The organism is Streptomyces sp. NPDC004051, assembly GCF_053604275.1.
The window spans coordinates 147059-173722 of the sequence record NZ_JBSGHG010000001.1 but is presented as its reverse complement, the minus strand read 5'-3'; the positions used below and the strand labels follow the sequence as shown (position 1 = coordinate 173722).

The following is a 26664-nucleotide window of genomic DNA, read 5'->3' as shown; positions in this document are numbered from 1 at the left end:
CCCGCCGCGGTGTCGGTTCCCGCCAGTAGGGTGTGAGACATGGCCGACCCCTCCAGCTACCGCCCCAAACCGGGTGAGATCCCCGACTCGCCGGGGGTCTACCGGTTCCGCGACGAGCACCGCCGGGTGATCTACGTCGGAAAGGCGAAGAGCCTGCGCCAGCGCCTGGCGAACTACTTCCAGGACCTCGCCGGGCTCCACCCGCGCACCCGCACCATGGTCACCACGGCCGCCTCCGTGGAGTGGACCGTGGTGTCCACGGAGGTCGAGGCGCTCCAGCTGGAGTACTCCTGGATCAAGGAGTACGACCCCCGGTTCAACGTCAAGTACCGCGACGACAAGAGCTATCCGTACCTCGCGGTGACGATGAACGAGGAGTTCCCGCGCGTGCAGGTGATGCGGGGTCACAAGAAGAAGGGCGTGCGGTACTTCGGTCCGTACGGGCACGCGTGGGCGATCCGCGACACCGTGGACCTGCTGCTGCGGGTCTTCCCGGTGCGCACCTGCTCGGCCGGTGTGTTCAAGAACGCCACCCGCACCGGCCGCCCCTGTCTGCTCGGCTACATCGGCAAGTGCTCGGCGCCCTGCGTGGGCCGGGTCTCCGCCGAGGAGCACCGCGAGCTCGCCGAGGAGTTCTGCGACTTCATGGCCGGCCGCACCGGCGCCCATCTGCGCCGACTGGAGCAGCGGATGACCGAGGCGGCCGAGGACATGGAGTACGAGCGGGCCGCCCGGCTGCGGGACGACATCGGCGCCCTGAAGAAGGCCATGGAGAAGAGCGCCGTCGTACTCGCCGACGCGACCGACGCCGACCTGATCGCGGTCGCCGAGGACGAGCTGGAGGCGGCCGTCCAGATCTTCCACGTCCGCGGCGGACGCGTGCGCGGCCAGCGCGGCTGGGTCACCGACAAGGTGCAGGAGATCACCACCGGCGCCCTCGTGGAGCACGCCCTGCAGCAGCTGTACGGCGAGGAGAGCGGCGACGCCGTGCCGAGGGAGGTCCTGGTCCCCGCGCTGCCCGACCCGGTGGAGCCGGTCCAGGAGTGGCTCACCGGGCGGCGCGGGTCGGGCGTCTCCCTGCGGGTCCCGCAGCGCGGGGACAAACGGGCCCTGATGGAGACCGTGCAGCGCAACGCCCAGCAGGCTCTCGCCCTGCACAAGACCAGGCGCGCCTCCGATCTCACCACGCGCTCCCGCGCGCTGGAGGAGATCGCCGACGCCCTCGGCCTGGACAGCGCCCCGCTGCGGATCGAGTGCTACGACGTCTCGCACCTCCAGGGCGACGACGTCGTGGCCTCCATGGTCGTCTTCGAGGACGGGCTGGCCCGCAAGAGCGAGTACCGCCGCTTCCAGATCAAGAGCTTCGCCGGACAGGACGACGTCCGCTCCATGCACGAGGTGATCACCCGCCGCTTCCGGCGCTACCTCGCCGACAAGGAGAGGACCGGCGAGTGGACCGACGGCGCCGAGGCGGCCGGCGGCGTGACCGACGGCGCGGACGGCACCCCCGTCGGCGACCCCGGTGAACCGCCCGCGAGCACGCTCACCGAGGACGACGGCCGCCCCAGGCGCTTCGCCTACCCGCCCCAGCTCGTGGTCGTCGACGGCGGCGCCCCCCAGGTGGCGGCGGCCCGCAGGGCCCTGGACGAACTCGGCATCGACGACATCGCCGTGTGCGGCCTCGCCAAGCGGCTGGAGGAGGTGTGGCTGCCGGACGACGACGACCCGGTGGTGCTGCCCCGCACCAGTGAGGGCCTCTACCTGCTCCAGCGGGTCCGCGACGAGGCACACCGCTTCGCCATCGGCTACCAGCGCGTCAAACGGGCCAAACGCTTCCGCTCCGGTCCGCTGGACGACGTGCCGGGCCTCGGCGACACCCGCAAGCAGGCACTGATCAAGCACTTCGGGTCGGTGAAGAAGCTCCGCTCGGCGACGATCGAGCAGATCTGCGAAGTGCCGGGTATAGGTCGTAAGACCGCCGAGGTGATCGCCGTGGCGCTGGCCGGGGCGGCCCCGGCCGCCCCCGCCGTGAACACGGCGACGGGCGAGATCATGGATGACGTGGAAGAACCCGGAAAGACGCCGGGTCCACCCGGGGAGCCCGTGTCCGCGGGCGCCCCGGACGACCGACGGGGGCTGGAGAGATGACCGAACACGAGACACGCCGCGACGCAGGCGATGAGACACCCCAGGGCACACGCCACGACACACCCCGTGACGCCGCACAGGAGGCGGGCCGGGGCACACACGACGAGACACGTCAGGACGACGGAGCACAGGTGAGTACGGGCAAGGAAAAGGCCGGGGCCGCCGAGACGGCGATCCCCGAGCTGGTGATCATCTCCGGTATGTCCGGAGCCGGCCGTTCCACGGCCGCGAAGTGTCTGGAGGACCTGGGCTGGTTCGTCGTCGACAACCTCCCGCCCGCGCTGATCCCCACCATGGTGGAGCTCGGCGCCCGTTCCCAGGGCAATGTGGCCCGGATCGCGGTCGTCGTCGACGTCCGCGGCCGGCGCTTCTTCGACAACCTCCGCGAGTCGCTCGCCGACCTCGACACCCGGGGCGTCACCCGGCGGATCGTGTTCCTGGAGTCCTCCGAGGAAGCCCTGGTGCGACGCTTCGAGTCGGTGCGCCGCCCGCACCCCCTCCAGGGCGACGGCCGCATCGTCGACGGCATCGCCGCCGAACGGGAACTGCTGCGCGAACTGCGCGGCGACGCCGACCTGGTGATCGACACCTCCAGCCTCAACGTGCACGAGCTGCGCGCCAAGATGGACGCCCAGTTCGCCGGGGACGAGGAGCCCGAGCTGCGGGCCACCGTCATGTCCTTCGGCTTCAAGTACGGCCTCCCGGTCGACGCCGACCTGGTGGTGGACATGCGGTTCCTGCCCAACCCGCACTGGGTCCCCGAGCTGCGCCCCTTCACCGGCCGCCACGAGGAGGTGGCCGCGTACGTCTTCAACCAGCCCGGTGCCAAGGAGTTCCTTGACCGGTACGCCGAGCTGCTGCGGCTGATCGCCGCGGGCTACCGCCGTGAGGGCAAGCGCTATGTGACCATCGCCGTCGGCTGCACCGGCGGCAAGCACCGCTCGGTCGCCATGTCGGAGAAGCTCGCCGCCCGCCTCGCCGCGGAGGGCGTGGAGACGGTGGTCGTCCACCGGGACATGGGCCGGGAATGACCGCACGTATTCCGCGGCTGCACCGGCTGCGCCGGGCGCAGCCCGAAGGGCGCGCCGGCCGGCCGGTCGAGGCCCGCGGGGCCAAACCGCGACGCCGTGGCACCCAGCCCAAGGTGGTGGCCCTCGGCGGCGGCATGGGGCTGTCCGCCTCGCTCGCCGCGCTGCGCCGGATCACCGGCGACCTCACCGCCGTCGTCACCGTGGCCGACGACGGCGGATCCAGCGGGCGGCTGCGCGACGAACTGGGCGTGCTGCCGCCCGGCGATCTGCGCAAGGCGCTGGCCGCGCTGTGCGGCGACGACGACTGGGGCCAGACCTGGGCCCGGGTCATCCAGCACCGCTTCCAGTCCAAGGGCGACCTGCACGAGCACGCGGTCGGCAACCTGCTGATCGTCGCCCTGTGGGAGCAGCTCGGCGACCACGTCCAGGCCCTGGACCTGGTCGGCCGGCTGCTCGGCGCGCACGGGCGGGTGCTGCCCATGTCCGCCGTGCCGCTGGAGCTCCAGGCACTGGTCAAGGGGCACGACCCCGAGCGCCCGGACGCCGTGGAGACCGTCCGGGGCCAGGCGACCGTCGCCCTCACCCCCGGCGAGGTGCAGTCCGTGCACCTCGTGCCGAACGACCCGCCCGCCGTCCCCGAGGCGGTCGCGGCGGTCCTCGACGCCGACTGGGTGGTGCTCGGCCCCGGTTCCTGGTTCTCCTCGGTCATCCCGCACCTCCTGGTGCCCGAACTGCTGGAGGCGCTCGTCGAGACGAAGGCGCGCCGGGTGCTCTCCCTGAACCTCGCCCCGCAACCCGGGGAAACCGAGGGCTTCTCCCCGCAGCGTCATTTGGAGGTTTTGGGGCGACACGCCCCTAAACTCGCCCTGGACGTGGTGCTGGCCGACGAGGCCGCCGTACCCGACCGCGATGTGCTGACCGAGGCCGCGAAGGGGTTCGGCGGCGCCGCGGTCGAGTTGGCGCCGGTGGCCCGGCCCGACGGAAGCCCCCGGCACGACCCGGAGCTGCTGGCCGCCGCGTACGACCGTATTTTTCGGATGCATGGAAGGATCGGCCCATGGCGATGACGGCAGCGGTGAAGGACGAGGTCTCCCGGCTCCCCGTCACCCGGACCTGCTGCAGGAAGGCGGAGGTCTCCGCCACGCTGCGGTTCGCCGGCGGCCTTCACCTGGTGAGCGGGCGCATCGTGATCGAGGCGGAGCTGGACACGGCGATGGCCGCCCGCCGCCTCAAGCGGGACGTCCTGGAGATCTTCGGCCACAGCTCCGAACTGATCGTGATGGCGCCGGGCGGGCTGCGCCGCGGTTCGCGCTACGTCGTCCGGGTGGTCGCGGGCGGCGACCAGTTGGCCCGCCAGACCGGCCTGGTGGACGGCCGGGGCCGCCCGATCCGAGGCCTGCCCCCGCAGGTGGTCTCGGGGGCCACCTGCGACGCCGAGGCGGCCTGGCGCGGGGCCTTCCTGGCGCACGGCTCTCTCACCGAGCCGGGCCGCTCCTCCTCCCTGGAGGTGACCTGTCCCGGCCCCGAGGCGGCGCTCGCCCTGGTCGGCGCCGCCCGCCGGCTGTCGATCGGCGCCAAGGCCCGCGAGGTGCGCGGCGTGGACCGGGTCGTCGTCCGGGACGGCGACGCGATCGGCGCCCTGCTCACCCGGCTCGGCGCCCACGACTCGGTGCTGGCCTGGGAGGAGCGCCGGATGCGCCGCGAGGTGCGCGCCACGGCGAACCGGCTGGCCAACTTCGACGACGCCAACCTGCGCCGCTCGGCCCGTGCGGCCGTCGCCGCCGGCGCCCGGGTGCAGCGCGCCCTGGAGATCCTCGCCGACGACGTCCCGGAGCACCTCGCCGCGGCCGGCCGGCTGCGCATGGAGCACAAGCAGGCCTCCCTGGAGGAACTGGGCGCGCTCGCCGACCCGCCGCTGACCAAGGACGCCGTCGCCGGCCGGATCCGCCGGCTGCTCGCCATGGCCGACAAGCGCGCCGCCGACCTCGGCATCCCGGGCACGGAGGCCAACATCGGCGAGGAACTCGCCGACAACCTCGTCGGCTGACCCCTGAACCGCCCGCGGCCGACCGCGGGCGGTTCAGGGGTCGGTGGTCGGCGGTTGTCAAGGAGGACCGGAGGTTTTCGGCCGGGCCGGAAGGGGCCGTGGGGCCCCGGCGGGGGCCCGACAAGGCGCGTCGGACTGGGCGGTCCATGCCCTACTGGCGGGTAAAGGGCCTCGTGCCGGGTATGCGTCGACTCAATGTCACGACCGGGGCCCCGGAGAGGTAGGGTCGGGGGTGGTCGGGGACATCCCATACAGCTCGCCGGCGACTTGAGCCGGCGCACCAACGAGGAGATCGGTTCGTGACGATCCGCGTAGGCATCAACGGGTTTGGCCGCATCGGTCGGAACTACTTCCGCGCATTGCTCGAGCAGGGCGCAGACATCGAGATCGTGGCGGTCAACGACCTGGGTGACACCGCGACCACTGCCCACCTGCTGAAGTACGACACCATCCTGGGGCGCCTCAAGCAGGAGGTCTCCCACACCGCCGACACGATCACCGTCGACGGCAAGACGATCAAGGTGCTCTCGGAGCGCAACCCCGCGGACATCCCGTGGGGCGAGCTGGGCGTCGACGTCGTCATCGAGTCGACCGGCATCTTCACCAAGAAGGCGGACGCCGAGAAGCACATCACCGGTGGCGCCAAGAAGGTCATCATCTCGGCTCCGGCCAAGGATGAGGACGTCACCATCGTGATGGGCGTCAACCAGGACAAGTACGACCCGGCGAACCACCACGTCATCTCCAACGCCTCCTGCACCACCAACTGTGTGGCGCCGATGGCGAAGGTGCTCGACGAGAACTTCGGCATCGTCAAGGGCCTGATGACGACGGTGCACGCGTACACGAACGACCAGCGCATCCTGGACTTCCCGCACAAGGACCTGCGCCGCGCCCGTGCCGCCGCCGAGAACATCATCCCGACGACCACCGGCGCCGCGAAGGCCACCGCCCTGGTGCTGCCGCAGCTCGAGGGCAAGCTGGACGGCATCGCGATGCGCGTCCCGGTCCCGACCGGCTCGGTCACCGACCTGGTCGTCGAGCTCGGCCGCGAGGTCACCAAGGAAGAGGTCAACGCCGCCTTCCAGAAGGCCGCCGAGGGCGAGCTCAAGGGCCTCCTCGAGTACACCGAGGACCCGATCGTCTCCTCCGACATCGTCAACGCCCCGGCGTCCTGCACGTTCGACTCGTCCCTGACCATGGTCCAGGACGGCAAGAGCGTGAAGATCATCGGTTGGTACGACAACGAGTGGGGCTACTCCAACCGCCTCGTCGACCTCACGGTCTTCGTCGGCGACCAGCTCTGATCGTGGAGCAGACCGCCTGATATGAGTGCAGGGCTCGGCCGGCGCGCCACAGCGCTGTCCGAGCCCTGACGCGCGTATCGGAGCGGTCGACCTCTTCCGATCACGAGCGATCACGAGCGAACACAAGCTCTCTTCAGCTCTCCTCCAGGAGTCCCCTCATGAAGACGATCGACGAACTCCTCTCCGAAGGCGTCGCGGGCAGGCGGGTCTTCGTCCGCGCCGACCTCAACGTGCCGCTGGACGGCACCGCCATCACCGACGACGGCCGTATCCGGGCCGTGCTGCCCACCGTCAAGGCCCTCGCCGACGCGGGCGCCCGCGTGGTCGTCGCCTCGCACCTGGGCCGCCCCAAGGGCGCCCCGGACCCCGCCTTCTCGCTCGCCCCGGCCGCCGCGCGCCTGGGCGAACTCCTCGGCGCCGACGTGGCGTTCGCGACGGACACGGTCGGCGACTCCGCCACCGCCACCGTCGCGGGCCTCGCCGACGGACAGGTCGCGGTCCTCGAGAACCTGCGGTTCAACGCCGGCGAGACCGCCAAGGACGACGCCGAGCGCGGGGCCTTCGCCGACCGGCTCGCCGCGCTCGCCGACCTCTACGTGGGCGACGGCTTCGGCGCGGTGCACCGCAAGCACGCCTCCGTGTACGACCTCCCGGCGCGTCTGCCGCACGCCGCGGGCTTCCTCATCGCCACCGAGGTCGGCGTCCTGAAGAAGCTCACCGACGACGTCGAGAGGCCCTACGTGGTGGCCCTCGGCGGCGCCAAGGTCTCCGACAAGCTCGCCGTCATCGACGAGCTGCTCGGCAAGGCCGACCGCATCCTCATCGGCGGCGGCATGGCGTACACCTTCCTCAAGGCCAAGGGCTACGAGATCGGTGAGTCGCTGCTCCAGGAGGACCAGCTGCCCGCCGTCACCGAGTACCTGGAACGCGCCGAGAAGAACGGCGTGGAGCTGGTGCTGCCGGTCGACACGCTGGTCGCCGAGGAGTTCCCGGACCTGAAGACCAAGGCTCCGGCCCATCCCGCCACCGTCGCCGCGGACGCCATCCCGGCCGACCGGCAGGGTCTGGACATCGGTCCCGAGACCCGCACCCTGTACGCATCGAAGCTCGCCGACGCGGCCACCGTCTTCTGGAACGGCCCCATGGGCGTCTTCGAGCACCCCGACTACGCCGAGGGCACCAAGGCGGTCGCCCAGGCCCTTCTCGACTCCCCGGGCTACACCGTGGTCGGCGGCGGCGACTCCGCCGCGGCCGTCCGCATCCTGGGCTTCGACGAAAAGGCATTCGGCCACATCTCGACCGGAGGCGGCGCCTCCCTCGAATACCTCGAGGGCAAGACGCTCCCCGGCCTCGCCGCACTGGAGGACTGACCCTCAATGACCGCTGCTGAAAAAGGCCGCACGCCGCTGATGGCGGGCAACTGGAAGATGAACCTCAACCACCTCGAGGCCATCGCCCACGTCCAGAAGCTCGCCTTCGCCCTGGCCGACACGGACTACGAGGCCGTCGAGGTCGCGGTCCTGCCGCCCTTCACCGACCTGCGCTCCGTCCAGACCCTCGTCGACGGCGACAAGCTGAAGATCAGGTACGGCGCCCAGGACATCTCGGCGCACGACGGCGGCGCCTACACCGGTGAGATCTCCGGCCCGATGCTGTCCAAGCTGAAGTGCGCGTACGTGGCGGTCGGGCACTCCGAGCGCAGGCAGTACCACGGCGAGACCGACGAACTGGTGAACGCCAAGGTCAAGGCCGCGTTCAAGCACGGCATCACCCCGATCCTGTGCGTCGGCGAGGAACTGGCCGTCCGCGAGGCCGGCGATCACGTCGCCCACACCCTCGCCCAGGTCGAGGGCGGTCTGAAGGACCTCCCCGCCGAGCAGGCCGAGTCCGTCGTGATCGCCTACGAGCCCGTCTGGGCCATCGGCACCGGCAAGGTCTGCGGCGCCGGGGACGCCCAGGAGGTCTGCGCCGCCATCCGCGGCAAGCTCGCCGAGCTGTACTCGCAGGACGTCGCCGACCAGGTCCGCATCCAGTACGGCGGCTCGGTCAAGTCCGGCAACGTCGCCGAGATCATGGCGCAGGCCGACATCGACGGCGCCCTCGTCGGCGGTGCCTCGCTGGACGCGGACGAGTTCGTCAAGATCGTCCGGTTCCGCGACCAGTGAGCCGAGCAGTGAGTATGCGCTAGCGGCGATCCGTCGTACTCTTGCGGGGTCCGGTCCTGTACCGGACCCCGCGTCGTCCATCCGAATCCGAGGAAGTTGGTTCAGCCGTGGTTCTGGGGTTCTCGATCGCCCTGATCGTCTTCAGCCTGTTGCTGATGCTGCTGGTGCTGATGCACAAGGGAAAGGGCGGAGGCCTCTCCGACATGTTCGGTGGTGGCATGCAGTCCTCCGTCGGCGGCTCCTCGGTCGCCGAGCGCAACCTCGACCGGATCACCCTCGTGGTGGGTCTGCTCTGGATCGCGTGCATCATCGTGCTGGGCATCATGATGAAGACGAGCAGCTGACCCGGGAGAACGATCCGTACGCATCGGGTACGCATTCCCCGCACAAGGCCCCATGTCCGGTACGCGCAGCACAGCGCGGCCTATCATGGGGCTTGCGTCTGGGTGGGGAAGCGGTAACTCCAATGACTGGACGCGCGTTGGGCCTTACGTAGACTGAGGCGCTCGCAGCGAAGCGGAACGCCGACTCGCTTCGCCGCACCATCACGCAGGGAGTTACGACCGTGGCAAGTGGCAACGCGATCCGGGGAAGCCGGGTCGGGGCGGGGCCGATGGGCGAGGCCGAGCGCGGTGAGTCCGCGCCGCGGCTGCGCATCTCCTTCTGGTGCTCCAACGGGCACGAGACCCAGCCGAGCTTCGCGAGCGACGCCCAGGTGCCCGATACCTGGGACTGTCCCCGCTGCGGCTTTCCGGCCGGTCAGGACCGTGAGAACCCCCCGGACCCGCCCCGCACCGAGCCGTACAAGACGCACCTCGCCTATGTGCGCGAGCGGCGCAGCGACGCGGACGGCGAGGCGATCCTCGCCGAGGCGCTCGCCAAACTGCGGGGCGAGATCTAGCAGTTGAGGTAGGCGTCGGAGTCGCGCCGACGGTCGGCCGCGTCGTTCACGGCCGGCTTCTTCCTCCTGTTCGCAGCCCGTTCGCCGTTTCGCCTTTCGCCGTGCTGATACCCGGGGGCCGGACGGCCGTATCTGTTGTCGTGCCCCACGCCGGTGGCACGACGCGTCACGTCCACCGCTGATCAATTAGGTTGGATCCGGCAGCGGGGCGGATACGCAGCACAGGCAGCAAGGAAGAAGGCTGAGTCCGAGATGAACGCAGACGGCCGTACCAGGCTCGACCAGACCCCCGAGTGGACCGCACTGGCCAAGCACCGGGAGGAGCTCGGGGACGTGCGGTTGCGCGAGGTGTTCGCCGCCGCTCCCGACCGCGGCACCTCGTACACCCTCCAGGTCGGTGACCTGTACATCGACTACTCCAAGCACCTCGTCACCGACGAGACCCTCCGGCTGTTGCGTGAACTGGCCTCGGCCACCGATGTGTTCGGACTGCGCGACGCCATGTTCCGCGGTGAGCGGATCAACACCACCGAGGACCGGGCCGTGCTGCACACCGCGCTCCGGGCGCCGCGGGACGCGGTGATCGAGGTCGACGGGGAGAACGTCGTACCGGGTGTGCACGAGGTCTTCGACAAGATGGCCGCCTTCGCCGACCGGATCCGCTCCGGGGAGTGGACCGGCCACACCGGCAAGCGCATCCGCACCGTGGTCAACGTCGGCATCGGCGGCTCGGACCTCGGCCCCGCGATGGCGTACGAGGCGTTGCGCGCCTACACCGACCGCGACCTCACGGTCCGCTTCGTGTCCAACGTGGACGGCGCCGACCTGCACGAGGCCCTCCGCGACCTGGACCCGGCCGAGACGCTGTTCGTCATCGCGTCCAAGACCTTCACCACCATCGAGACGGTCACCAACGCCACCTCCGCGCGGACCTGGCTGCTGAACGCGCTGGGCGGTGAAGAGGCCGCGGTCGCCAAGCACTTCGTCGCCCTGTCGACGAACGCGGAGAAGGTCGCCGACTTCGGCATCGACACGGCCAACATGTTCGAGTTCTGGGACTGGGTCGGCGGGCGCTACTCGTACGACTCGGCGATCGGCCTGTCCCTGATGATCGCCATCGGCCCGGACCGCTTCCGGGAGATGCTCGACGGGTTCCGTCTCGTCGACGAGCACTTCCGGACGGCTCCCGCCGAGTCCAACGTGCCGCTCCTGCTGGGCCTGTTGGGCGTCTGGTACGGCAACTTCCTGGGCGCCCAGTCGCACGCGGTGCTGCCGTACTCGCACTACCTGTCGAAGTTCACCGCCTATCTCCAGCAGCTCGACATGGAGTCCAACGGCAAGTACGTCGACCGGGAGGGGCGCGAGGTCCGGTGGCAGACCGGCCCCGTCGTCTGGGGCACGCCCGGAACCAACGGGCAGCACGCCTACTACCAGCTGATCCACCAGGGCACGAAGCTGATCCCGGCGGACTTCATCGGCTTCGCCGAGCCGGTCGCCGAGCTGAGCGAGGACCTGAGGGCGCAGCACGACCTGCTGATGGCCAACTTCTTCGCCCAGACGCAGGCCCTGGCCTTCGGCAAGACCCCGGACGAGGTGCGCGGCGAGGGCGTGCCTGAGGAACTGGTGCCGCACAAGACCTTCAAGGGCGACCACCCCACGACCACCATCCTCGCGCGTGAGCTGACGCCGTCCGTCCTCGGCCAGCTCGTCGCCCTCTACGAGCACAAGGTGTTCGTACAGGGCGCGATCTGGAACATCGACTCCTTCGACCAGTGGGGCGTCGAGCTGGGCAAGGTGCTCGCCAAGCGCGTCGAGCCCGCGCTCACCGAGGGCGCCGACGTGCCGGGTCTGGACGCCTCCACCCAGGCCTTGGTCGCCACCTACCGGGAGCTGCGCGGCCGGCGGTGAGCACGGTGCGGGAAGCGGACGGCGCCCCGCCGTCCGCTTCCCGTAGAATCCCCGGCGATCATGCAGATGGGCGATCACGGGGGAACACGAAGTGGCACGTGCAAGCGGTGGTTGGACGGAGGGCACGCTGACGGCAGGGTCCTTCCTGAAGCCCCACAAGGCCGCCCGGGCGCTGTTCCACCCAGCGTGGATACCGGACTCGCTCGACCCGTCCATCGAGCGGCTCAAACGGGTGCGGGTCGTCGCCGGGGTGGTCGCCTCGCTCGGCGTCTACACCTTCGTCCAGGGCGGTTTCGACTTCACGGAACTGCTGGAGAACACGATGACCGCCGCCGCGGTCCTGCTGGTCCTCACCCCGCTCACGGTCGGCGTGATGCTCCTCGTCTGGCGGCGCACCGGTACCGTGCGGCAGTTGCGGGCCCCGCTGTTCGACTCCCTCAAGCTGCTCCTGCTGTTCATCGGCTGCGTGGTGGCGCTGGTCCTGCTGACGCAGACGTCGAACTCGTCGGCGGGTGTGCTGCTGTCCCTGGCCACCGCCGGGGCGCTGCTGTGGATGGCCGTCTTCGTGGTCTGCGGGGCCGTGCGGGTCTCCGGCAACTTCTTCGGCACGGCCGCCGTGCACCGTTCGCTGCCGGCCCTGCTCGCCACCGTCACCAGCTGGCTGATGGCCGTCCCCGACCTGGTCACCGGTGATCTGCACGGGCTCAGCCTCACCATGGGCGTCGTCTTCGTCCTGGGCGCCCCGGTCACCGTCACGACCATCGCACTGCTGGAGACGAGCCGGCTCAAGCGGCGCTACGGCATCCGGCTCGGCACGCACCCGGCGAGCCTCCCGCCCGCTCCCGGCGCCCCGCCGAGGCCGCCGGCCGGGCTGCCGCACGTACCGCCGCGGGGGAACCCCTACAGCCGCCCGCACCCGCCCGCGACGGGCGGCCACCCGTACGCGCCCGGCCCGCGGCACCCGTACGCCCCGCCCCCGCAGCCGCCGTACCCACCGCGGCGTCACCCCTACGGAGGCTGACGGCCGGAGCGCCCCGGCCGCCGGCCTCAGGCCACCGCGCTCAGCGTGTCCGCGAGGCGGCGGCGGGCCGCGCGGGCGGCGGGCAGGGCGGCCAGGGCGGCGGCCCCCAGCACCGCGGCGGCGCCGAGCAGCAGCAGGAGCGCGGGGGAGGGCCCCCGGGCGATACCTGCGCCGATGCCGCTCGACCTGCCCTGCTCGTCGATCAGCCAGTGCGCCAGCGGCAGCCCCAGGGCCAGGGCGACGAGCACGGCGGCCAGCGCCGTGCCGGCGGTGGCCGTGACCGTGATCGCGGTGATCTGCCGGGGGGAGAGGCCGATGGCCTTGAGCGCGAGCAGGTCCCGTTCGCCCTCGCGGACCGTGCCGCCGATCGCGGTGAGCAGTTCGACCAGTCCGATCAGGGCGAGCACGGCGATCAGACCGAGGACGACCGCGCGCAACGGGGAGAGCCCGTCGGCCGGATTGGTCACGGTGTGCACGTCGAGCAGGCCGCCCCCGGCCCCGGTCAGCCGGTCGGCGACGGCCCGCGGATCCGCGCCGGGGTCCAGCCGGAGCTGGTAGAGGGTCGGCCGCAGATCGGGGTCGTTGCCGCGGAGGGTGTCGAGCGAAGTGGAGATGACCCGGCCGGCGTTCTCCGTCTCGATGCTGCGGCCGACGATGTGCAGGATCTGCGGCCGGTCGCCGACGGTCATGCGCACCCAGTCGCCGACCTGGACGTGCAGCAGGTCGAGCAGCCCCTGCCCGGCCACCGCCTCGTCGGGTCCGCGCGCCGCGCGGCCCTCGGCCAGGGCGAACGGGTACGGCTCCCGGTGGGTGCCGTAGCCGCGCAGGGCGATCGTGGCGGTCTGGCCGGGCACCAGGGCGGCCACCTCGACGCCCGGGTGGGCGGCGGCGACCTGCGGATCGCGCTCCAGCAGGGCACGGGCCCGACCGTCACTGAGCGAGGCGTCCGCACGGACGCTGAGCGCGGTGGGCAGCCCCATCCGCTCCGGGCTGCTCTGGAAGCGGTCGATGGTGGTCCACGCGCTCAGCGCCACCACGATCAGCAGCAGCGGCAGGGTCAGCCTGGCCACCGTGCCCAGCGCACGCGGGCGGCGGGTGAACGCCTTGTGCCAGCCGAGGACCAGCGCGGGCGGCACCCGCGCCCCGAGCGCCCGCCGCGCCGCGCCCGTCAGCCCGCCCGCCTCGGGCGCCGCCGGCCTCGGCACCGGCACCGGTGGCACCCGGCCCGCCCGCCACGCCGCGAGCCCGGTGGTGGCGCCGATGAACAGCACCGCCCCCACGGGCACCACGAACAGCGCCAGGGTGTGTCCGGGCAGCCCCTGCCACACACCGACCGCCTCCCCGAGCCGCCCCGGTATGCCGCTGCCCAGCGCCCCGGTCAGCGCGGCGCCGGCCACGGCGCCCAGCAGGGCGTAGCCGAGGTGCTGGAGCAGGAAGACGCGGACGACCTGCCCCGGGGTGAAGCCGATCGCCTTGAGCACGGAGATGTCCCGCAGATGCCCCCGGATCCGGGTGCTGATCGCCCCGTGCACGGCGAAACCGGCGGCGACCAGCGCGCCCAGACCGAACAGCCCCAGCACCTGGCCGAGCAGCCGGTTGTCGCCCTGCGCCTCGGCCCGTGCCTGCTGCCAGGTGGAGACCTCGCCGATGGCGCCCGCGCCCAGGACCGTCACCGCCCGCTGCACCGCGTACCCGGTGTCGGCGGGGTCGGTCAGCCGCAGCCCGGTCACCTGCCCGTCGGGGTCGGTCACGGCCGACGGCAGCGCCCACACCAGGCCGGGCTGTTCCCCCGGCCGGTAGCGTGGCTCGGCGCTGTCGGCCACGCCCACCACGGTCAGGGTCCGCGCGGTGCCGGGCACGGTGAGGGTGTCGCCCGGCGTGGTCAGCAGGGCACGGGCGAGACTGCTCTCCAGGACCACGCCGTCGGGGGTGCGGGGGTCCAGCCAGCGCCCCGAGGTGATCAGCGGGCGGCCGGTGCCGGGCTGTTCGGCGGTGCCGCGCAGTTCGGCGGAGGCACGGCTGCCGCGGGAGGCGAGGGTGACGGCGGCGGTGGGATAAGGGCCGGCGACGGACTCCACGCCGTCCAGGCCGGCCAGCTTCGCGGCGTCGGCCGGGGCGGTGGTGTGCAGCGTGACGTGGGCGCCGCGCGCCTGGGTGAAGGTCCGCTGCCAGGGGTTGGTGGCGTACCCGAACAGGGCCGTGGCCAGCAGCAGGGAGGCGACGACGCCCGCGGTGGCGAGGATCAGGAACAGTGCCTCACCGCGGTGCGTGCGCAGATCGGAGTGCGCCCAGCGCAGGGTCGCTCGCACCGGTCGTCAGCCCCTTCGCTCGCGCCGGACGCCCGGACCGCCGTACATCCGCATGTCAGTCCTTGAGCTCCAGCACCCCGGAGATGCCCCGGCCGGGCGGGGGCGTTCCGTCGAGTTCCGCGTCGTCGGCGATCCGCCCGTCGAAGAAACTGATCACCCGGTCGGCGGCGCTCGCCAGCCGGGCGTCATGGGTGACCAGCAGGATCGTCTGGCCGCGCCGGTGGAAGCGGGACAGCAGCCGCATCACCTCGCGGGTGCCCTTGCTGTCCAGACTGCCCGCGGGTTCGTCGGCGAGCAGCAGCGGCGGATGGTTGACCAGGGCACGGGCCAGCGCGACCCGCTGCTGCTCACCGCCGGACAGCTCGCCCGGCATGCTCCGCTCCTTGCCCGTCAGGCCCAGCTCGGCCAGCAGCCCCTCCCGTTCGGCGCGGGCCTTTTTCGGCGGCGTCCCGGCGAGCAGGGCCGGCAGTTCCACGTTGTCGGCGACCGACAGGTCGGAGACCAGGTTGAAGAACTGGAAGACGATCCCGATGCGCTTCCGGCGCTCCACCGCCCAGCGTGCCTCGCTGTAGCCGTCAGTGCGCTCGCCGTCCAGCCAGATGCTGCCGGAGTCGGGGCGCTGGAGCCCGCCGAGCAGATGCAGCAGGGTCGACTTGCCGGCGCCGGACGGTCCGGTCACCGCCACGAACTCGCCGCGCTTCACCCGCAGGTCGACCCCGCGCACCGCGTGCGCGGGGGCTCCCTCACCGTGGTGCGTCTTGACGAGGCCTTCGGCGCGCAGCACGGGAGCGGTGGTCTCGCTCACTCCAGCTCCTCCAGCTCTTCCTGGCACCGCTCCAGCCAGTCGAGGTCGGCCTGCAGGTGCAGCATCGCGCCCTCGATCAGCAGCTGGGCGATCCGGTTGTCCCGGTCTTCGGCGGCGGCCAGCTTGGACAACTGCCGCATGGTGTTCAGGTACTGGCGCCGCTGCCGGTTGATCAGGGCGATCTGGTCGGCGAGCCCGCTCTGCGGAGCGAGGGCCAGCTTCATGAAGAACTCGTCCCGCACCCGCGGCTCGTCCGCGGTCTCCTCGAACCAGGCGCGCAGCGCCTCCCGCCCGGCGTCGGTGAGGTGGTAGACCTTCTTGTTGGGCCGGCCGGACTGCTCGACGTCCTCGCCCTCGATCAGCCCCGACTTCTCGAGGCGGCCCAGGGTGACGTAGATCTGGCCGACGTTCGGCTGAGGGTACGCGGAGCCCAGCAGTTGCTCAAGGTCCTGCTTGAGCTCGTAGCCGTGGGCCGGGCCGCGGGCGAGCAGGGCCAGGAGGGACTGCCGCACTCGTGCTCTCCTCCCCGCGTCCTTCGTGCCGTGTGCCACGCGTCCGATGCCGAGCGCTCCGCTCGACGCGATGTCTCACCCGACGCAATGTGTCGCGGGCCCTAGTATCGCCCATACCTAACAGGTATACATGGCCTCTGACCCCGGCAAGGGTGCCCGGGTGTGGGTGCACAGGGAGGAACCTATGCGGTTGATCCATGCCGCGGGTAGGTGCCTTCTCGTCCTCGTCGTGCTCCTGACCGTGGGCGTGGCCTCCGGCGCGCGTGCCGAACAGGCCGCTCCCGCCGACGGCCGCGGCCCGCTCACCCTGGCCACCGCCGGGGACCTCACCGGCTATCTGGGCCCGCTGCTCGAGGGCTGGAACCGCACCCACCCCGGCGAGGAGGTCACCCTCGTCGAACTGCCCGACTCGGCCGACGAGACCCGCGCGCAGATGATCACCGAGCTGCGCGGCGCCGGTCGCGGCCGCTTCGACGTGCTCAACATCGACGTCAGCTGGACCTCGGAGTTCGCCGCGGCCGGCTGGATCCGCCCGCTGCCGCGCGAGCGCTTCCCGCTGGAGACCTTCCTGCCGCCCGTGGTGGACACCGCGACCTACGACGAGCGGCTGTACGCCGTCCCGTACGTGACCAACGCCGGCCTGCTGCTGTACCGCAAGGACGTCCTCGACGCGGAGGGTGTGGCGCCGCCGCGCACCTGGGCCGAGTTGGAACGGGCCGCGAGGACCCTCGCCCCGCGGTACGGCCTCGACGGCTACGCGGGCCAGTTCCTGCCCTACGAGGGCCTGACCGTCAACGCGGCCGAGGCCGTCTACTCCGCGGGCGGCACCATCCTCGGCGACGAGGGCGAACGCGTCACCGTGAACTCCCGGGCGGCCCGCGAGGGCATCGGGTTCCTCGCCCGCGGGGTCCGCGAGGGCTGGATCCCCGAGGAGGCGCTGACGTACAAGGAGGAGGAGTCCAAGCAGGCATTCCAGGACGGCCGGCTGCTCTTCCTGCGCAACTGGCCCTACGCCTACGTCGCCGCGTCCGCCGAGGACTCCGCGGTCGCCGGGAAGGTCGGCGCGCTGCCGCTGCCGGGGCCGGACGGGCCGGGCACGAGCGTCCTGGGCGGCTCCAACCTCGCCGTCGCCGCCCACGCCCGGCACCCCGACTCCGCCGCACGGCTGATCGCGTACCTCACCAGTGAGAGCGTCCAGCGCCAGGTCCTCACCCGGGGCGCGCTGCCACCCGTACGGGCCGCGCTGTACGACGACCCGGAACTGATCCGGCGGTTCCCCTACCTGCCGACGCTGCGCGAGAGCGTGCTCGCCGCCGCCCCGCGCCCCAAGAGCCCGCACTACGACCAGGTGAGCCTGGTCGTGCAGGCGGTGGTGCACGACGCGATGGCCGGGCGGCAGACGCCCGGTGCGGCGGTGCGGCGGCTGGCGCGCGAACTCGCCGCCGTCTCCGCGCGCTAGACAGCCCTCCGGGCTCCTTCCGGGCCGCCCCTTCCCGGTACCGCCCCTCCGCGGCCTCCGGACCTCGCACCCCGGCCGGTCATCTCTAGTTACATGTTAAGTAACGCGGATGTCTCAACTGTGCCCGATATGGCCAAGTAAGTATGCGTTCGTCCGGGGTAACTGCCCGACGGATCGCGTTCGTTCATTGACACCCTCGTGACACCTCTACCTAACATGCATGCATAACGGCGGACGGTACCGCCGGCCCGGGAGTCCCGGGTCTCCGCACGCACAGACAGGTCGACGCGGTGAGCTCCAAGCACATCGACACCCACCGCTGGTGGCGCGACGCAGTGATCTACCAGGTGTACGTCCGCAGCTTCCTGGACAGCACCGGTGACGGCATCGGTGATCTCGCCGGGGTCAGGGCGGGTCTGCCCTATCTGAAGAAGCTCGGCGTGGACGGGATCTGGCTGAGCCCCTTCTACCCCTCGCCGCAGCACGATCACGGCTACGACGTGGCCGACTACCGCGACGTCGACCCGGTCTTCGGCGACCTCGCCGAGTTCGACCTGCTGGTCGGGGCCGCCCGGCGGCTCGGCATCAAGGTGCTGCTGGACATCGTCCCCAACCACTGCTCCAGCGAGCACCCCTGGTTCCGCGAGGCACTCGCCGCGGCCCCCGGCAGCCCGGAACGCGCCCGTTTCCACTTCACCGAGGGCCGCGGCCCCGACGGCGCCGAACCGCCCAACAACTGGCACGCCATGTTCGGCGGGCCCGCCTGGAGCCGCGTCACCGAGCCGGACGGCCGGCCCGGCCAGTGGTACCTGCACATGTTCACGCCCGAACAGCCGGACTGGAACTGGCGCAACCCCGAGATCGCCGCCGACTTCGACCGGACCCTGCGGTTCTGGCTGGACCGGGGCGTCGACGGCTTCCGCATCGACGTCGCCGCCGGCCTGTTCAAGCACCCGGAACTGCCCGACTCCCCGGACCCGGAGGCCGACGCCCGCACCCGGGACTCGGTCAACCCGCTGGCCTGGAACCAGCCCGAGGTGCACGACGTGTGGCGGCACTGGCGCGCGGTGTGCGAGGAGTACACCGCCCGCGACGGTCGCGAACGGCTCCTGGTCGGCGAGGTCTCCGTGCCGACCGCCCGCGAACACGCCCGCTACGTCCGCCCCGACGAGCTCCACCAGGCCTTCTTCTTCGACCTGCTCGGCGCCCCCTGGGACGCCGACGCCTTCCGCAAGGTCATCTCCGAGGCCATGCAGGACATCGCCGGCACCGGATCGACCGTCACCTGGGTCCTCAACAACCACGACCAGGTCCGCACCGTCACCCGCTACGGCGAACCCACCCCCGAGGGCAGCGGTCTCGGTCCCGCCCGGGCCCGCGCCGCCGCGCTGCTGATGCTGGCGCTGCCCGGCGCCGCCTACGTCTACCAGGGCGAGGAGCTGGGCCTGCCCGAGGTCGTCGACCTGCCCGACGACGTGCTCACCGACCCGATCTTCCGCCGCACCGGCAGCCGGGCCCGGATCCGCGACGGCTGCCGGGTTCCGCTGCCCTGGTCGGGACAGGCCTCCCCGTTCGGCTTCACCTCCGGCACCGAGGGGGCCACGCCCTGGCTGCCGCAGCCCGAGTGGTTCGCCGAACACGCCACCGACCGCGCCCTCGCCGACACCCGCTCCTTCTGGCACCTGTACCGCGACGGTCTGCAACTGCGCTCCACGCTGCCCCAGTTGGGCGAGGGCACGCTGCGCTGGCTGGAGACCGAACCGGACGTCCTGGCCTTCGTCCGCGGCGACGGCCTGGTGTGCGCCGTCAACTTCGGCACCGCCCCCGTACCCGCGCCGGTCCCCGGCACCCCGCTGCTGGCCAGCGGCCCCTGCCCGGACGGAGTCCTCCCCGGCGCCACGGCCGCCTGGTGGATCGACGACTCCTGACACCCGCTCACTTCACGCACCCGAAAGTCTTCCGAACGCACTTCTGAACATCTCCGAACGCTTCTGAAGGGACATCAACGATGATGCGACGACGTACCACCCTGCTCACCGGCTGCACCGCCCTCGTGCTCGCCCTCGGCGCCACCGCCTGCGGCGCGGGCGAGCCCGTCTCGGCCGGCGGCGGTGACGGCGACAAGGCGCTCGGCGGCCAGACCGTCTCCGTCGCCGGCGTCTGGTCCGGCAGCGAGCAGAAGAACTTCCAGAAGGTGCTCGACGCCTTCACCGAGAAGACCGGCGCCAAGACGGAGTTCGTCTCCACCGGCGACAACGTCTCCACCGTCGTCGGCAGCAAGATCGAGGGCGGCAACGCCCCCGACGTCGTGATGGTCCCCCAGGTCGGCGTGTTGAAGCAGTTCGCCGAGGCGGGCTGGCTCAAGCCGCTGGACAAGAAGGTCCAGGGCACCGTGGAGAAGAACTTCGCCGAGGTCTGGCAGAACTACGGCAGCGTCGACGGCACGCTGTACGGCCTCTACTTCAAGGCCGCCCACAAGTCGACCGTCTGGTACAGCCCCGAGGCCCTGGAGCAGGCGGGCATCACCCCGCCGAAGACCTACGACGCCATGCTGAAGGACGGACGCACGATCTCCGACTCCGGCCTCGCCGCCTTCTCGGTCGCCGGACAGGACGGCTGGACGCTGACCGACTGGTTCGAGAACGTCTACCTCTCCCAGGCCGGGCCCGAGAAGTACGACGCCCTCGCCGCGCACGAGATCAAGTGGACCGACCCGACGGTCGTCGAGGCGCTCACCACGCTCGGCGAACTCTTCAAGGACAAGCAGCTCGTCTCGGGCGGCCAGAAGGAAGCCCTGAACACCGACTTCCCCGGTTCGGTGGAGAAGGTCTTCGGACCCGAGCCGGACGCCGCCATGGTCTACGAGGGCGACTTCGTGGCCGGTGTCGCCAAGGACCAGTTCGGCAAGGACATCGGCACCGACGCGAACTTCTTCCCGTTCCCGCCGGTCGGCGACGGCGAGGCCCCGGTGGTCAGCGGCGGCGACGCGGCCGTGGTGCTCAAGGACGGCAAGAACGCCGAGGCCGGCATGGCGCTCCTCGAGTACCTCGCCACGCCGGAGGCCGCCGCCGTGTGGGCCGAGGCCGGCGGCTTCCTCTCCCCGAACAAGGGACTGGACCTCTCCTCCTACGGCGACGACGTCACCCGCGCCACCGCGGAGTCCCTGATAGAGGCCGGCGACTCGGTCCGCTTCGACATGTCGGACCAGGCCCCGGCGGCCTTCGGCGGCACCCAGGGCAAGGGCGAGTGGAAGATCCTCCAGGACTTCCTGCGTGACCCGTCCGACCCGAAGAAGACCGCGGCCGAGCTGGAGAAGGCGGCGGCCAAGGCTTACGGGAACTGACGGTCATGACCGCAACCCTGGTGAAGGAGGCGAGCCCTCCGGCTCCCTCGCACCCCGATCGTGCCCACCGCCGGCGCCTGCGCCGGCGGGGGCGGATCGTCGCCGTGCTGTTCGTGCTGCCCGCCCTGCTCCTGCTGGGCGCGCTGGTCGTCTACCCGGTGCTGTTCTCCGTCGGACGCAGCCTCTTCGACGCCTCCGGCACCCGGTTCGTGGGCGGCGAGAACTACCTCGAGATGTTCCGCGACCCGGTCACCCTCAAGGCCGTCCGGAACACCGCGATCTGGGTCGTCATCGCCCCCACCCTGCTCACCGGCCTGGGCCTGATCCTGGCCGTGCTGGTGGAGAAGATCCGCTGGGCCACCGCCTTCAAACTGCTGCTGTTCATGCCGATGGCGGTGTCCTTCCTGGCGGCCGGCATCGTCTTCCGGCTCGCCTACGACGAGGACCCGGACAAGGGCGTGCTGAACGCGGCCGTCGTCTCGGTCCACGACGCCTTCAAGGGCAGCTCGTCCTATCCGACGGCCCGCGCCCGCGAGGGCGACGGGGCGGTCCTGACCAAGGAGGCGGACGGCTCGTACGTGACCGGGGCCGACGTGTCGCCGGGCGGCACGGCGGCGCTGGGCCTGGTCGGCGTGGCACCCAAGGACCTGCCCGGGGAGGCGGCGCCCGCCTCCCCCGCGGCCTCCCGCGAGACGGCCTTGGACGAGGTCGGCGGCGTGGTGTACCTGGACTTCACCCCCGGCGGGGGAGGAGAGCCGGGCCGGGTCGACGAGGGGGAGAACGGACTGCCCGGCATGAAGGTCGAGGCGCTCCGCGACGGACGCGCGGTCGCGACCACGACCACCGGGGCCGACGGCTCGTTCCGCTTCACCGGACTGGACGACGGCCCCTACGCGCTGAAACTGCCCGCCGAGAACTTCGCGCCCCCCTACCAGGGCGTCTCCTGGCTCGGACCGACACTCGTCACCCCGGCCATCATCGGGGCCTACCTGTGGATCTGGACCGGCTTCGCGATGGTGCTGATCGGCGCCGGCCTCGCCGCGCTGCCGCGGGACGCGCTGGAGGCGGCCCGGATGGACGGCGCGAACGAGTGGCAGATCTTCCGCCGGATCACCGTCCCGCTGCTCGCACCGGTCCTCACCGTCGTCTTCGTGACCCTGGTGATCAACGTGATGAAGGTCTTCGACCTCGTCTACATCATCGCGCCCGGACCCGTGCAGGAGGACGCGACCGTGCTCGCGACCCAGATGTGGCTGGTGTCGTTCGGCGGCGGCAACGACCAGGGGATGGGCAGTGCGCTCGGTGTGCTGCTCCTGCTGCTGGTGGTCCCCGCCATGGCCTTCAACGTCCGCCGTTTCAGAAGGAGCCAGCGATGAACGCGATCCGGCGCGGCCTGGGCAACGCGGTCGTGCAGGCCTTCCTGGTCGTGATCGGGCTGGTGTGGATGACCCCGCTGGCCGGCCTGTTCCTGTCCTCGATGCGCTCCGCCGAGGACACGGCCAAGGGCGGCTGGTGGACGGTGTTCACCAGCCCCGGGCAGCTGTCCTTCGACAACTACGCGGCCCTGCTGAAGAACTCGGGGATGACGCAGGCGTTCTGGAACACCGTGCTGATCTCGGTGCCGACCACGGTGCTGGTGGTGATCGTCGCGGCGCTCGCCGGATACGCCTTCGCCTGGCTGGACTTCCCCGGCCGGGACACGATCTTCCTCGTCGTGGTCGCCCTGCTGGTGGTGCCCGTGCAGATCGGGCTGCTGCCGGTGGCCAAACTCTTCGGCCAGCTGGGCCTGTTCGGCACCATCCCCGGGGTCGTGCTGTTCCACGTGGCGTACGGACTGCCGTTCGCGGTGTTCCTGCTGCGGAACTACTTCGCCGAGATGCCCAAGGAGATGCTGGAGGCCGCCCGCATGGACGGCGGCAGCGAGTGGCGCATCTTCACCCGGCTGATCCTGCCCGTCGGGCGGCCGGCCATCGCCAGCCTGGCCATCTTCCAGTTCCTGTGGGTCTGGAACGACATGCTGGTGGCGCTGCTGTTCGCGGACAGCTCCTCGCAGCCGCTGACAGTGGAACTCCAGTCGCAGATCCGCCAGTTCGGCAGCAACATCGATGTGCTCGCACCGGGCGCGTTCCTGTCCCTGGTGGTGCCGGTGGCCGTGTTCTTCGCCTTCCAGCGGCACTTCGTCCAGGGGGTGATGGCGGGGTCGGTGAAGTAACGGCCACCCCCTCACCCGAAAACGCACGGACCCCCGCCTCCTCACGAGGCGGGGGTCCGCGCGTGTTCACACGCTCAGGCGGAAGCAGGCGGATACAGCGCCCGCGGCAGCTGCGAGGCCGCCGCCGCGTCCAGCAGCCACAGGGTGCGGGCCCTGCCGTACGCGCCCGCCGCCGGGGCCTGGATCTCGCCCGCGCCCGACAGGGCGATCGCCGCGGCCTCCGCCTTGTCCTCGCCGGCCGCCAGCAGCCACACCTCGCGGGCCGCGCGGATCGCCGGGAGGGTGAGCGTCACCCGGGTCGGCGGCGGCTTGGGCGCCCCGTGGACGCCGACCACCGTGCGCTCCGTCTCCCGTACCGCGGGCAACTCCGGGAAGAGGGACGCCACATGCGTGTCCGGGCCGACACCCAGCATCAGCACGTCGAACGTCGGCACCGCGCCGTGGTCCTCCGGGCCCGCGGCACGGGCCAGCTCCTCGGCGTACGCGGCCGCCGCCGCGTCCACGTCGGCGCCGTGCACTCCGTCGGACGCGGGCATGGCGTGCACGCGCTTCGGGTCCAGCGGCACCGAGTCGAGCAGCGCCTCACGGGCCTGGGTGACGTTGCGCTCCGGGTCGCCCTCCGGCAGGAACCGCTCGTCGCCCCACCACAGGTCGATCCGGCCCCAGTCGACCGCGTCCCGGGCGGGCGCGGCCGCGAGCGCGGCCAGCAGACCGTTGCCGTTGCGGCCGCCGGTCAGCACCACGGACGCCGAACCCCGCGAGGCCTGCGCGTCCACCACCTTGGTGATCAGCCGGGCCGCCGCGGCCTGCGCCATCAGCTCCTTGTCGCGGTGCACGACCAGCTGCGGTGCCGTACTCACTTCGCCTCCACCTTCTTCAGCGCTGCCTGCGCCGTCGCTTCGCCCGCGGAACCTTCCGCAGCCGGTCCGCCGGCAGCGGCGCCCGAGGCTCCTTTGGCCGGTGACTCACCCGCGGGCTTCCCGGAGCCGCCCGACGCCTCGTCCAGCGCACCGGACGACGCCTTCGTCGCGCCCGCCCCCGTCGCCGGAGTCCGCAGCCGCTCGATCCCGTACCGCAGGGCCGACGCGTACGTGTCGTCCGGGTCCAGCCGGCGCAGCTCCTCCGCGATCAGCTCCGCGGTGTCCCGGCGCTTGAGCGCCACCGCCCGCTTCGGCTGGCCCTGGATGGACAGCGTGGCGAGCGAACCGTCGGCCCGGTCCAGCACGATCGGGCCGCAGTCGGTCGACAGCCGGACCGCGGTGAGCCCCGGGCCGCTCGAGAGCGAACGCTTCACGGGCACGCCCAGCCGGTCCGCGAGCCACATGGCCAGCAGCTCGCAGCTCGGGTTGAACTCCTCGCCCTCGACCTCCACGCCCTGCACCTCGCAGGTCACCTGGTCCAGGGCCGCGGCCAGCATCGAACGCCAGGGCGTGATCCGGGTCCAGGACAGGTCCGTGTCGCCCGGGGCGTAGGCCTCGGCGCGGGCCGCGAGCTCCCGCACCGGCTGCTCGCAGGCGTAGGTGTCGGTCACCCGGCGCTGGGCCAGCGCGCCCAGCGGGTCGCCGGCCGGGTTCAGCGGGGAGTTGACCGGCCACCAGACCACCACCGGGGCGTCCGGCAGCAGCAGCGGCAGCACCACCGACTGGGCGTGGTCGGCGACCTCGCCGTACAGCCGGAGCACCACCGTCTCGCCGGTGCCCGCGTCCGCGCCGACCCGCACCTCGGCGTCCAGCCGGGACTGCGTGCGGTCGCGGGGGGAGCGGGAGACCCGCCTGATGACGACCAGGGTGCGCGAGGGATGCTCGCGCGAGGCGTCGCCGGCGGACTTCAGGGCGTCGTAGGCGTTCTCCTCGTCGGTCACGATGACCAGGGTGAGCACCATGCCGACCGCCGGGGTGCCGATGGCCCGGCGGGCCCGCACCAGCGACTTGTTGATCTCGCCGGCCGTGGTGTCCGTGAGGTCTATCTTCATGGCCGGCGCCAGCTCCGTCCGTCTCGCTCGAGCATGTGGTCCGCCTCCACGGGCCCCCAGGTGCCGGCCGGGTACTGGGCCGGCCGGCCGTGGTTGTCCCAGTGCTCCTCGATCGGGTCGAGGATCTTCCAGGACAGCTCGACCTCCTCGGTGCGCGGGAAGAGATTGGAGTCACCGAGCAGGACGTCGAGGATGAGCCGCTCGTACGCCTCCGGGCTGGACTCGGTGAACGACTCGCCGTAGGCGAAGTCCATGGACACGTCCCGGATCTCCATCGACGTGCCCGGCACCTTGGAGCCGAACCGCACCGTGACACCCTCGTCCGGCTGGACGCGGATCACGATCGCGTTGGAGCCCAGTTCCTCGGTGGCCGTCGTGTCGAACGGCGAGTGCGGCGCCCGCTGGAACACCACCGCGATCTCGGTGACCCGGCGGCCCAGCCGCTTCCCGGTGCGCAGGTAGAAGGGGACGCCCGCCCAGCGGCGGTTGTCGATCCCCAGCTTGATCGCGGCGTAGGTGTCGGTCCTCGAGGAGGCGTCGATGCCCTCCTCCTCCAGGTACCCGACCGCCTTCGCGCCGCCCTGCCAGCCCGCCGCGTACTGCCCGCGCACGGTGTCCCGGCCCAGGTCCTTCGGCAGCCGCACGGCGCCGAGCACCTTGGTCTTCTCCGCGGCCAGCGCGTCCGCGTCGAAGGAGGCCGGCTCCTCCATGGCGGTGAGCGCCATCAGCTGGAGCAGGTGGTTCTGGATGACGTCCCGGGCGGCGCCGATGCCGTCGTAGTAGCCGGCCCGGCCGCCGATGCCGATGTCCTCGGCCATGGTGATCTGCACGTGGTCCACGAAGGACCGGTTCCAGATCGGCTCGAACATCGTGTTGGCGAAGCGGAGCGCCAGGATGTTCTGGACGGTCTCCTTGCCCAGGTAGTGGTCGATCCGGAAGACCTGGTCCGGGGCGAACACCTCGTGGACGATCGCGTTGAGCTCCTCGGCCGACTTCAGGTCGTGGCCGAAGGGCTTCTCGATCACCGCGCGCCGCCAGGAGCCACTGGACTGGTCGGCCAGCCCGTGCTTCTTCAGCTGCTGGATGACCACCGGGAAGGACCGCGGCGGCACCGACAGGTAGAACGCGAAGTTGCCGCCCGTGCCCTGAGCCTTGTCCAGTTCCTCGATGGTGCCGCGCAGCCGCTCGAAGGACTCGTCGTCGTCGAAGGTGCCCTGGACGAAGCGCATGCCCTGGATGAGCTGCTGCCAGACCTCCTCGCGGAACGGAGTGCGGGCGTGTTCCTTGACCGCGTCGTGGACCACCTGCGCGAAGTCCTCGTGCGCCCACTCCCGGCGGGCGAACCCGACCAGAGAGAAGCCCGGCGGCAGCAGACCCCGGTTGGCGAGGTCGTACACGGCCGGCATCAGCTTCTTGCGCGAGAGGTCGCCCGTGACGCCGAAGATGACCAGGCCCGACGGCCCCGCGATACGCGGGAGCCGTCGGTCCGCGGGGTCACGCAGCGGATTGCTGCTCGACAAGGTG

The 26664-nt window shown here is 71.6% G+C and carries 22 protein-coding genes; 16 read left to right on the top strand and 6 right to left on the bottom strand.

Going from position 1 to position 26664, the window contains the following annotated elements:
* Positions 1–39: 39 nt before the first annotated feature.
* The 11 genes from uvrC to ACWEQO_RS00775 all read left to right on the top strand — a co-directional run bounded on the left by uvrC (position 40) and on the right by ACWEQO_RS00775 (position 12528).
* Positions 40–2148 (top strand): excinuclease ABC subunit UvrC, encoded by a 2109-nt coding sequence (uvrC, locus tag ACWEQO_RS00825; RefSeq protein WP_452977418.1) that lies wholly within the window; start codon positions 40–42, stop codon positions 2146–2148.
* Positions 2145–3179 (top strand): RNase adapter RapZ, encoded by a 1035-nt coding sequence (gene rapZ / locus ACWEQO_RS00820; protein WP_361462272.1) that lies wholly within the window; start codon positions 2145–2147, stop codon positions 3177–3179. Before uvrC ends, rapZ begins: the two co-directional genes overlap by 4 nt.
* Positions 3176–4246, top strand: coding sequence for a gluconeogenesis factor YvcK family protein (locus tag ACWEQO_RS00815; protein ID WP_361462275.1), 1071 nt, complete (start codon positions 3176–3178; stop codon positions 4244–4246). Before rapZ ends, ACWEQO_RS00815 begins: the two co-directional genes overlap by 4 nt.
* On the top strand, positions 4237–5226 hold the full coding sequence (gene whiA / locus ACWEQO_RS00810; protein ID WP_361462278.1) for a DNA-binding protein WhiA: 990 nt from the start codon (positions 4237–4239) through the stop codon (positions 5224–5226). The genes ACWEQO_RS00815 and whiA overlap by 10 nt, the downstream gene beginning before the upstream one ends.
* A 299-nt stretch (positions 5227–5525) precedes the next feature.
* Positions 5526–6533, top strand: coding sequence for a type I glyceraldehyde-3-phosphate dehydrogenase (gene gap / locus ACWEQO_RS00805; RefSeq protein ID WP_361462280.1), 1008 nt, complete (start codon positions 5526–5528; stop codon positions 6531–6533).
* Between the two features lie 158 nt (positions 6534–6691).
* Positions 6692–7903, top strand: coding sequence for a phosphoglycerate kinase (locus ACWEQO_RS00800; RefSeq protein ID WP_452977413.1), 1212 nt, complete (start codon positions 6692–6694; stop codon positions 7901–7903).
* A 6-nt stretch (positions 7904–7909) separates the two neighbouring features.
* Positions 7910–8698, top strand: a complete 789-nt coding sequence (tpiA, locus tag ACWEQO_RS00795) for a triose-phosphate isomerase (protein ID WP_361462285.1) — start codon at positions 7910–7912, stop codon at positions 8696–8698.
* Between the two features lie 107 nt (positions 8699–8805).
* Positions 8806–9042 carry a preprotein translocase subunit SecG gene (gene secG, locus ACWEQO_RS00790; RefSeq protein ID WP_361462288.1) on the top strand — a complete coding sequence of 79 codons (237 nt, stop codon included), beginning with the start codon at positions 8806–8808 and terminating at the stop codon, positions 9040–9042.
* A 221-nt stretch (positions 9043–9263) separates the two neighbouring features.
* Positions 9264–9599 carry an RNA polymerase-binding protein RbpA gene (locus tag ACWEQO_RS00785; RefSeq protein ID WP_078649359.1) on the top strand — a complete coding sequence of 112 codons (336 nt, stop codon included), beginning with the start codon at positions 9264–9266 and terminating at the stop codon, positions 9597–9599.
* A gap of 252 nt (positions 9600–9851) precedes the next feature.
* Complete coding sequence (pgi, locus tag ACWEQO_RS00780) at positions 9852–11507, top strand: glucose-6-phosphate isomerase (RefSeq protein WP_452977410.1); 1656 nt, start codon at positions 9852–9854, stop codon at positions 11505–11507.
* Positions 11508–11598: 91 nt separating this feature from the next.
* Complete coding sequence (locus ACWEQO_RS00775; RefSeq protein ID WP_452977407.1) at positions 11599–12528, top strand: hypothetical protein; 930 nt, start codon at positions 11599–11601, stop codon at positions 12526–12528.
* A gap of 26 nt (positions 12529–12554) precedes the next feature.
* On the opposite strand, the gene ACWEQO_RS00770 is transcribed toward ACWEQO_RS00775, so the two are convergent.
* From ACWEQO_RS00770 to ACWEQO_RS00760, 3 genes are read right to left on the bottom strand one after another with little or no spacing between them, the layout of a single operon-like run.
* Entirely contained in the window at positions 12555–14837 is a 2283-nt protein-coding gene (locus tag ACWEQO_RS00770) for an ABC transporter permease (protein ID WP_452977404.1), read from the bottom strand.
* A 55-nt stretch (positions 14838–14892) separates the two neighbouring features.
* Positions 14893–15642 carry an ABC transporter ATP-binding protein gene (locus ACWEQO_RS00765; protein WP_361462298.1) on the bottom strand — a complete coding sequence of 250 codons (750 nt, stop codon included), beginning with the start codon at positions 15640–15642 and terminating at the stop codon, positions 14893–14895.
* Entirely contained in the window at positions 15639–16154 is a 516-nt protein-coding gene (locus tag ACWEQO_RS00760) for a PadR family transcriptional regulator (RefSeq protein ID WP_452977400.1), read from the bottom strand. Before ACWEQO_RS00760 ends, ACWEQO_RS00765 begins: the two co-directional genes overlap by 4 nt.
* A 184-nt stretch (positions 16155–16338) precedes the next feature.
* On the opposite strand from ACWEQO_RS00760, the gene ACWEQO_RS00755 reads away from it, so the two are divergent.
* From ACWEQO_RS00755 to ACWEQO_RS00735, 5 genes are all read left to right on the top strand, one after another.
* Positions 16339–17613, top strand: a complete 1275-nt coding sequence (locus ACWEQO_RS00755) for an ABC transporter substrate-binding protein (RefSeq protein ID WP_361462302.1) — start codon at positions 16339–16341, stop codon at positions 17611–17613.
* Positions 17614–17918: 305 nt separating this feature from the next.
* Positions 17919–19541 (top strand): glycoside hydrolase family 13 protein, encoded by a 1623-nt coding sequence (locus ACWEQO_RS00750; protein ID WP_452978431.1) that lies wholly within the window; start codon positions 17919–17921, stop codon positions 19539–19541.
* 80 nt (positions 19542–19621) lie between these two features.
* Positions 19622–20956 carry an ABC transporter substrate-binding protein gene (locus ACWEQO_RS00745; protein ID WP_361462307.1) on the top strand — a complete coding sequence of 445 codons (1335 nt, stop codon included), beginning with the start codon at positions 19622–19624 and terminating at the stop codon, positions 20954–20956.
* A 5-nt stretch (positions 20957–20961) separates the two neighbouring features.
* On the top strand, positions 20962–22332 hold the full coding sequence (locus tag ACWEQO_RS00740) for an ABC transporter permease subunit (RefSeq protein ID WP_361462310.1): 1371 nt from the start codon (positions 20962–20964) through the stop codon (positions 22330–22332).
* Positions 22329–23168 (top strand): carbohydrate ABC transporter permease, encoded by an 840-nt coding sequence (locus ACWEQO_RS00735; protein WP_065003010.1) that lies wholly within the window; start codon positions 22329–22331, stop codon positions 23166–23168. Before ACWEQO_RS00740 ends, ACWEQO_RS00735 begins: the two co-directional genes overlap by 4 nt.
* Before the next feature lie 74 nt (positions 23169–23242).
* On the opposite strand, the gene pgl is transcribed toward ACWEQO_RS00735, so the two are convergent.
* Genes pgl through zwf form a run of 3 tightly spaced genes read right to left on the bottom strand, consistent with a single transcriptional unit; the run spans position 23243 to position 26660 of the window.
* Positions 23243–24028 carry a 6-phosphogluconolactonase gene (pgl, locus tag ACWEQO_RS00730; RefSeq protein ID WP_361459430.1) on the bottom strand — a complete coding sequence of 262 codons (786 nt, stop codon included), beginning with the start codon at positions 24026–24028 and terminating at the stop codon, positions 23243–23245.
* Complete coding sequence (opcA, locus tag ACWEQO_RS00725) at positions 24025–25140, bottom strand: glucose-6-phosphate dehydrogenase assembly protein OpcA (protein WP_452977394.1); 1116 nt, start codon at positions 25138–25140, stop codon at positions 24025–24027. The genes pgl and opcA overlap by 4 nt, the downstream gene beginning before the upstream one ends.
* Complete coding sequence (zwf, locus tag ACWEQO_RS00720; protein ID WP_361459432.1) at positions 25137–26660, bottom strand: glucose-6-phosphate dehydrogenase; 1524 nt, start codon at positions 26658–26660, stop codon at positions 25137–25139. The genes opcA and zwf overlap by 4 nt, the downstream gene beginning before the upstream one ends.
* Positions 26661–26664 lie beyond the last annotated feature (4 nt).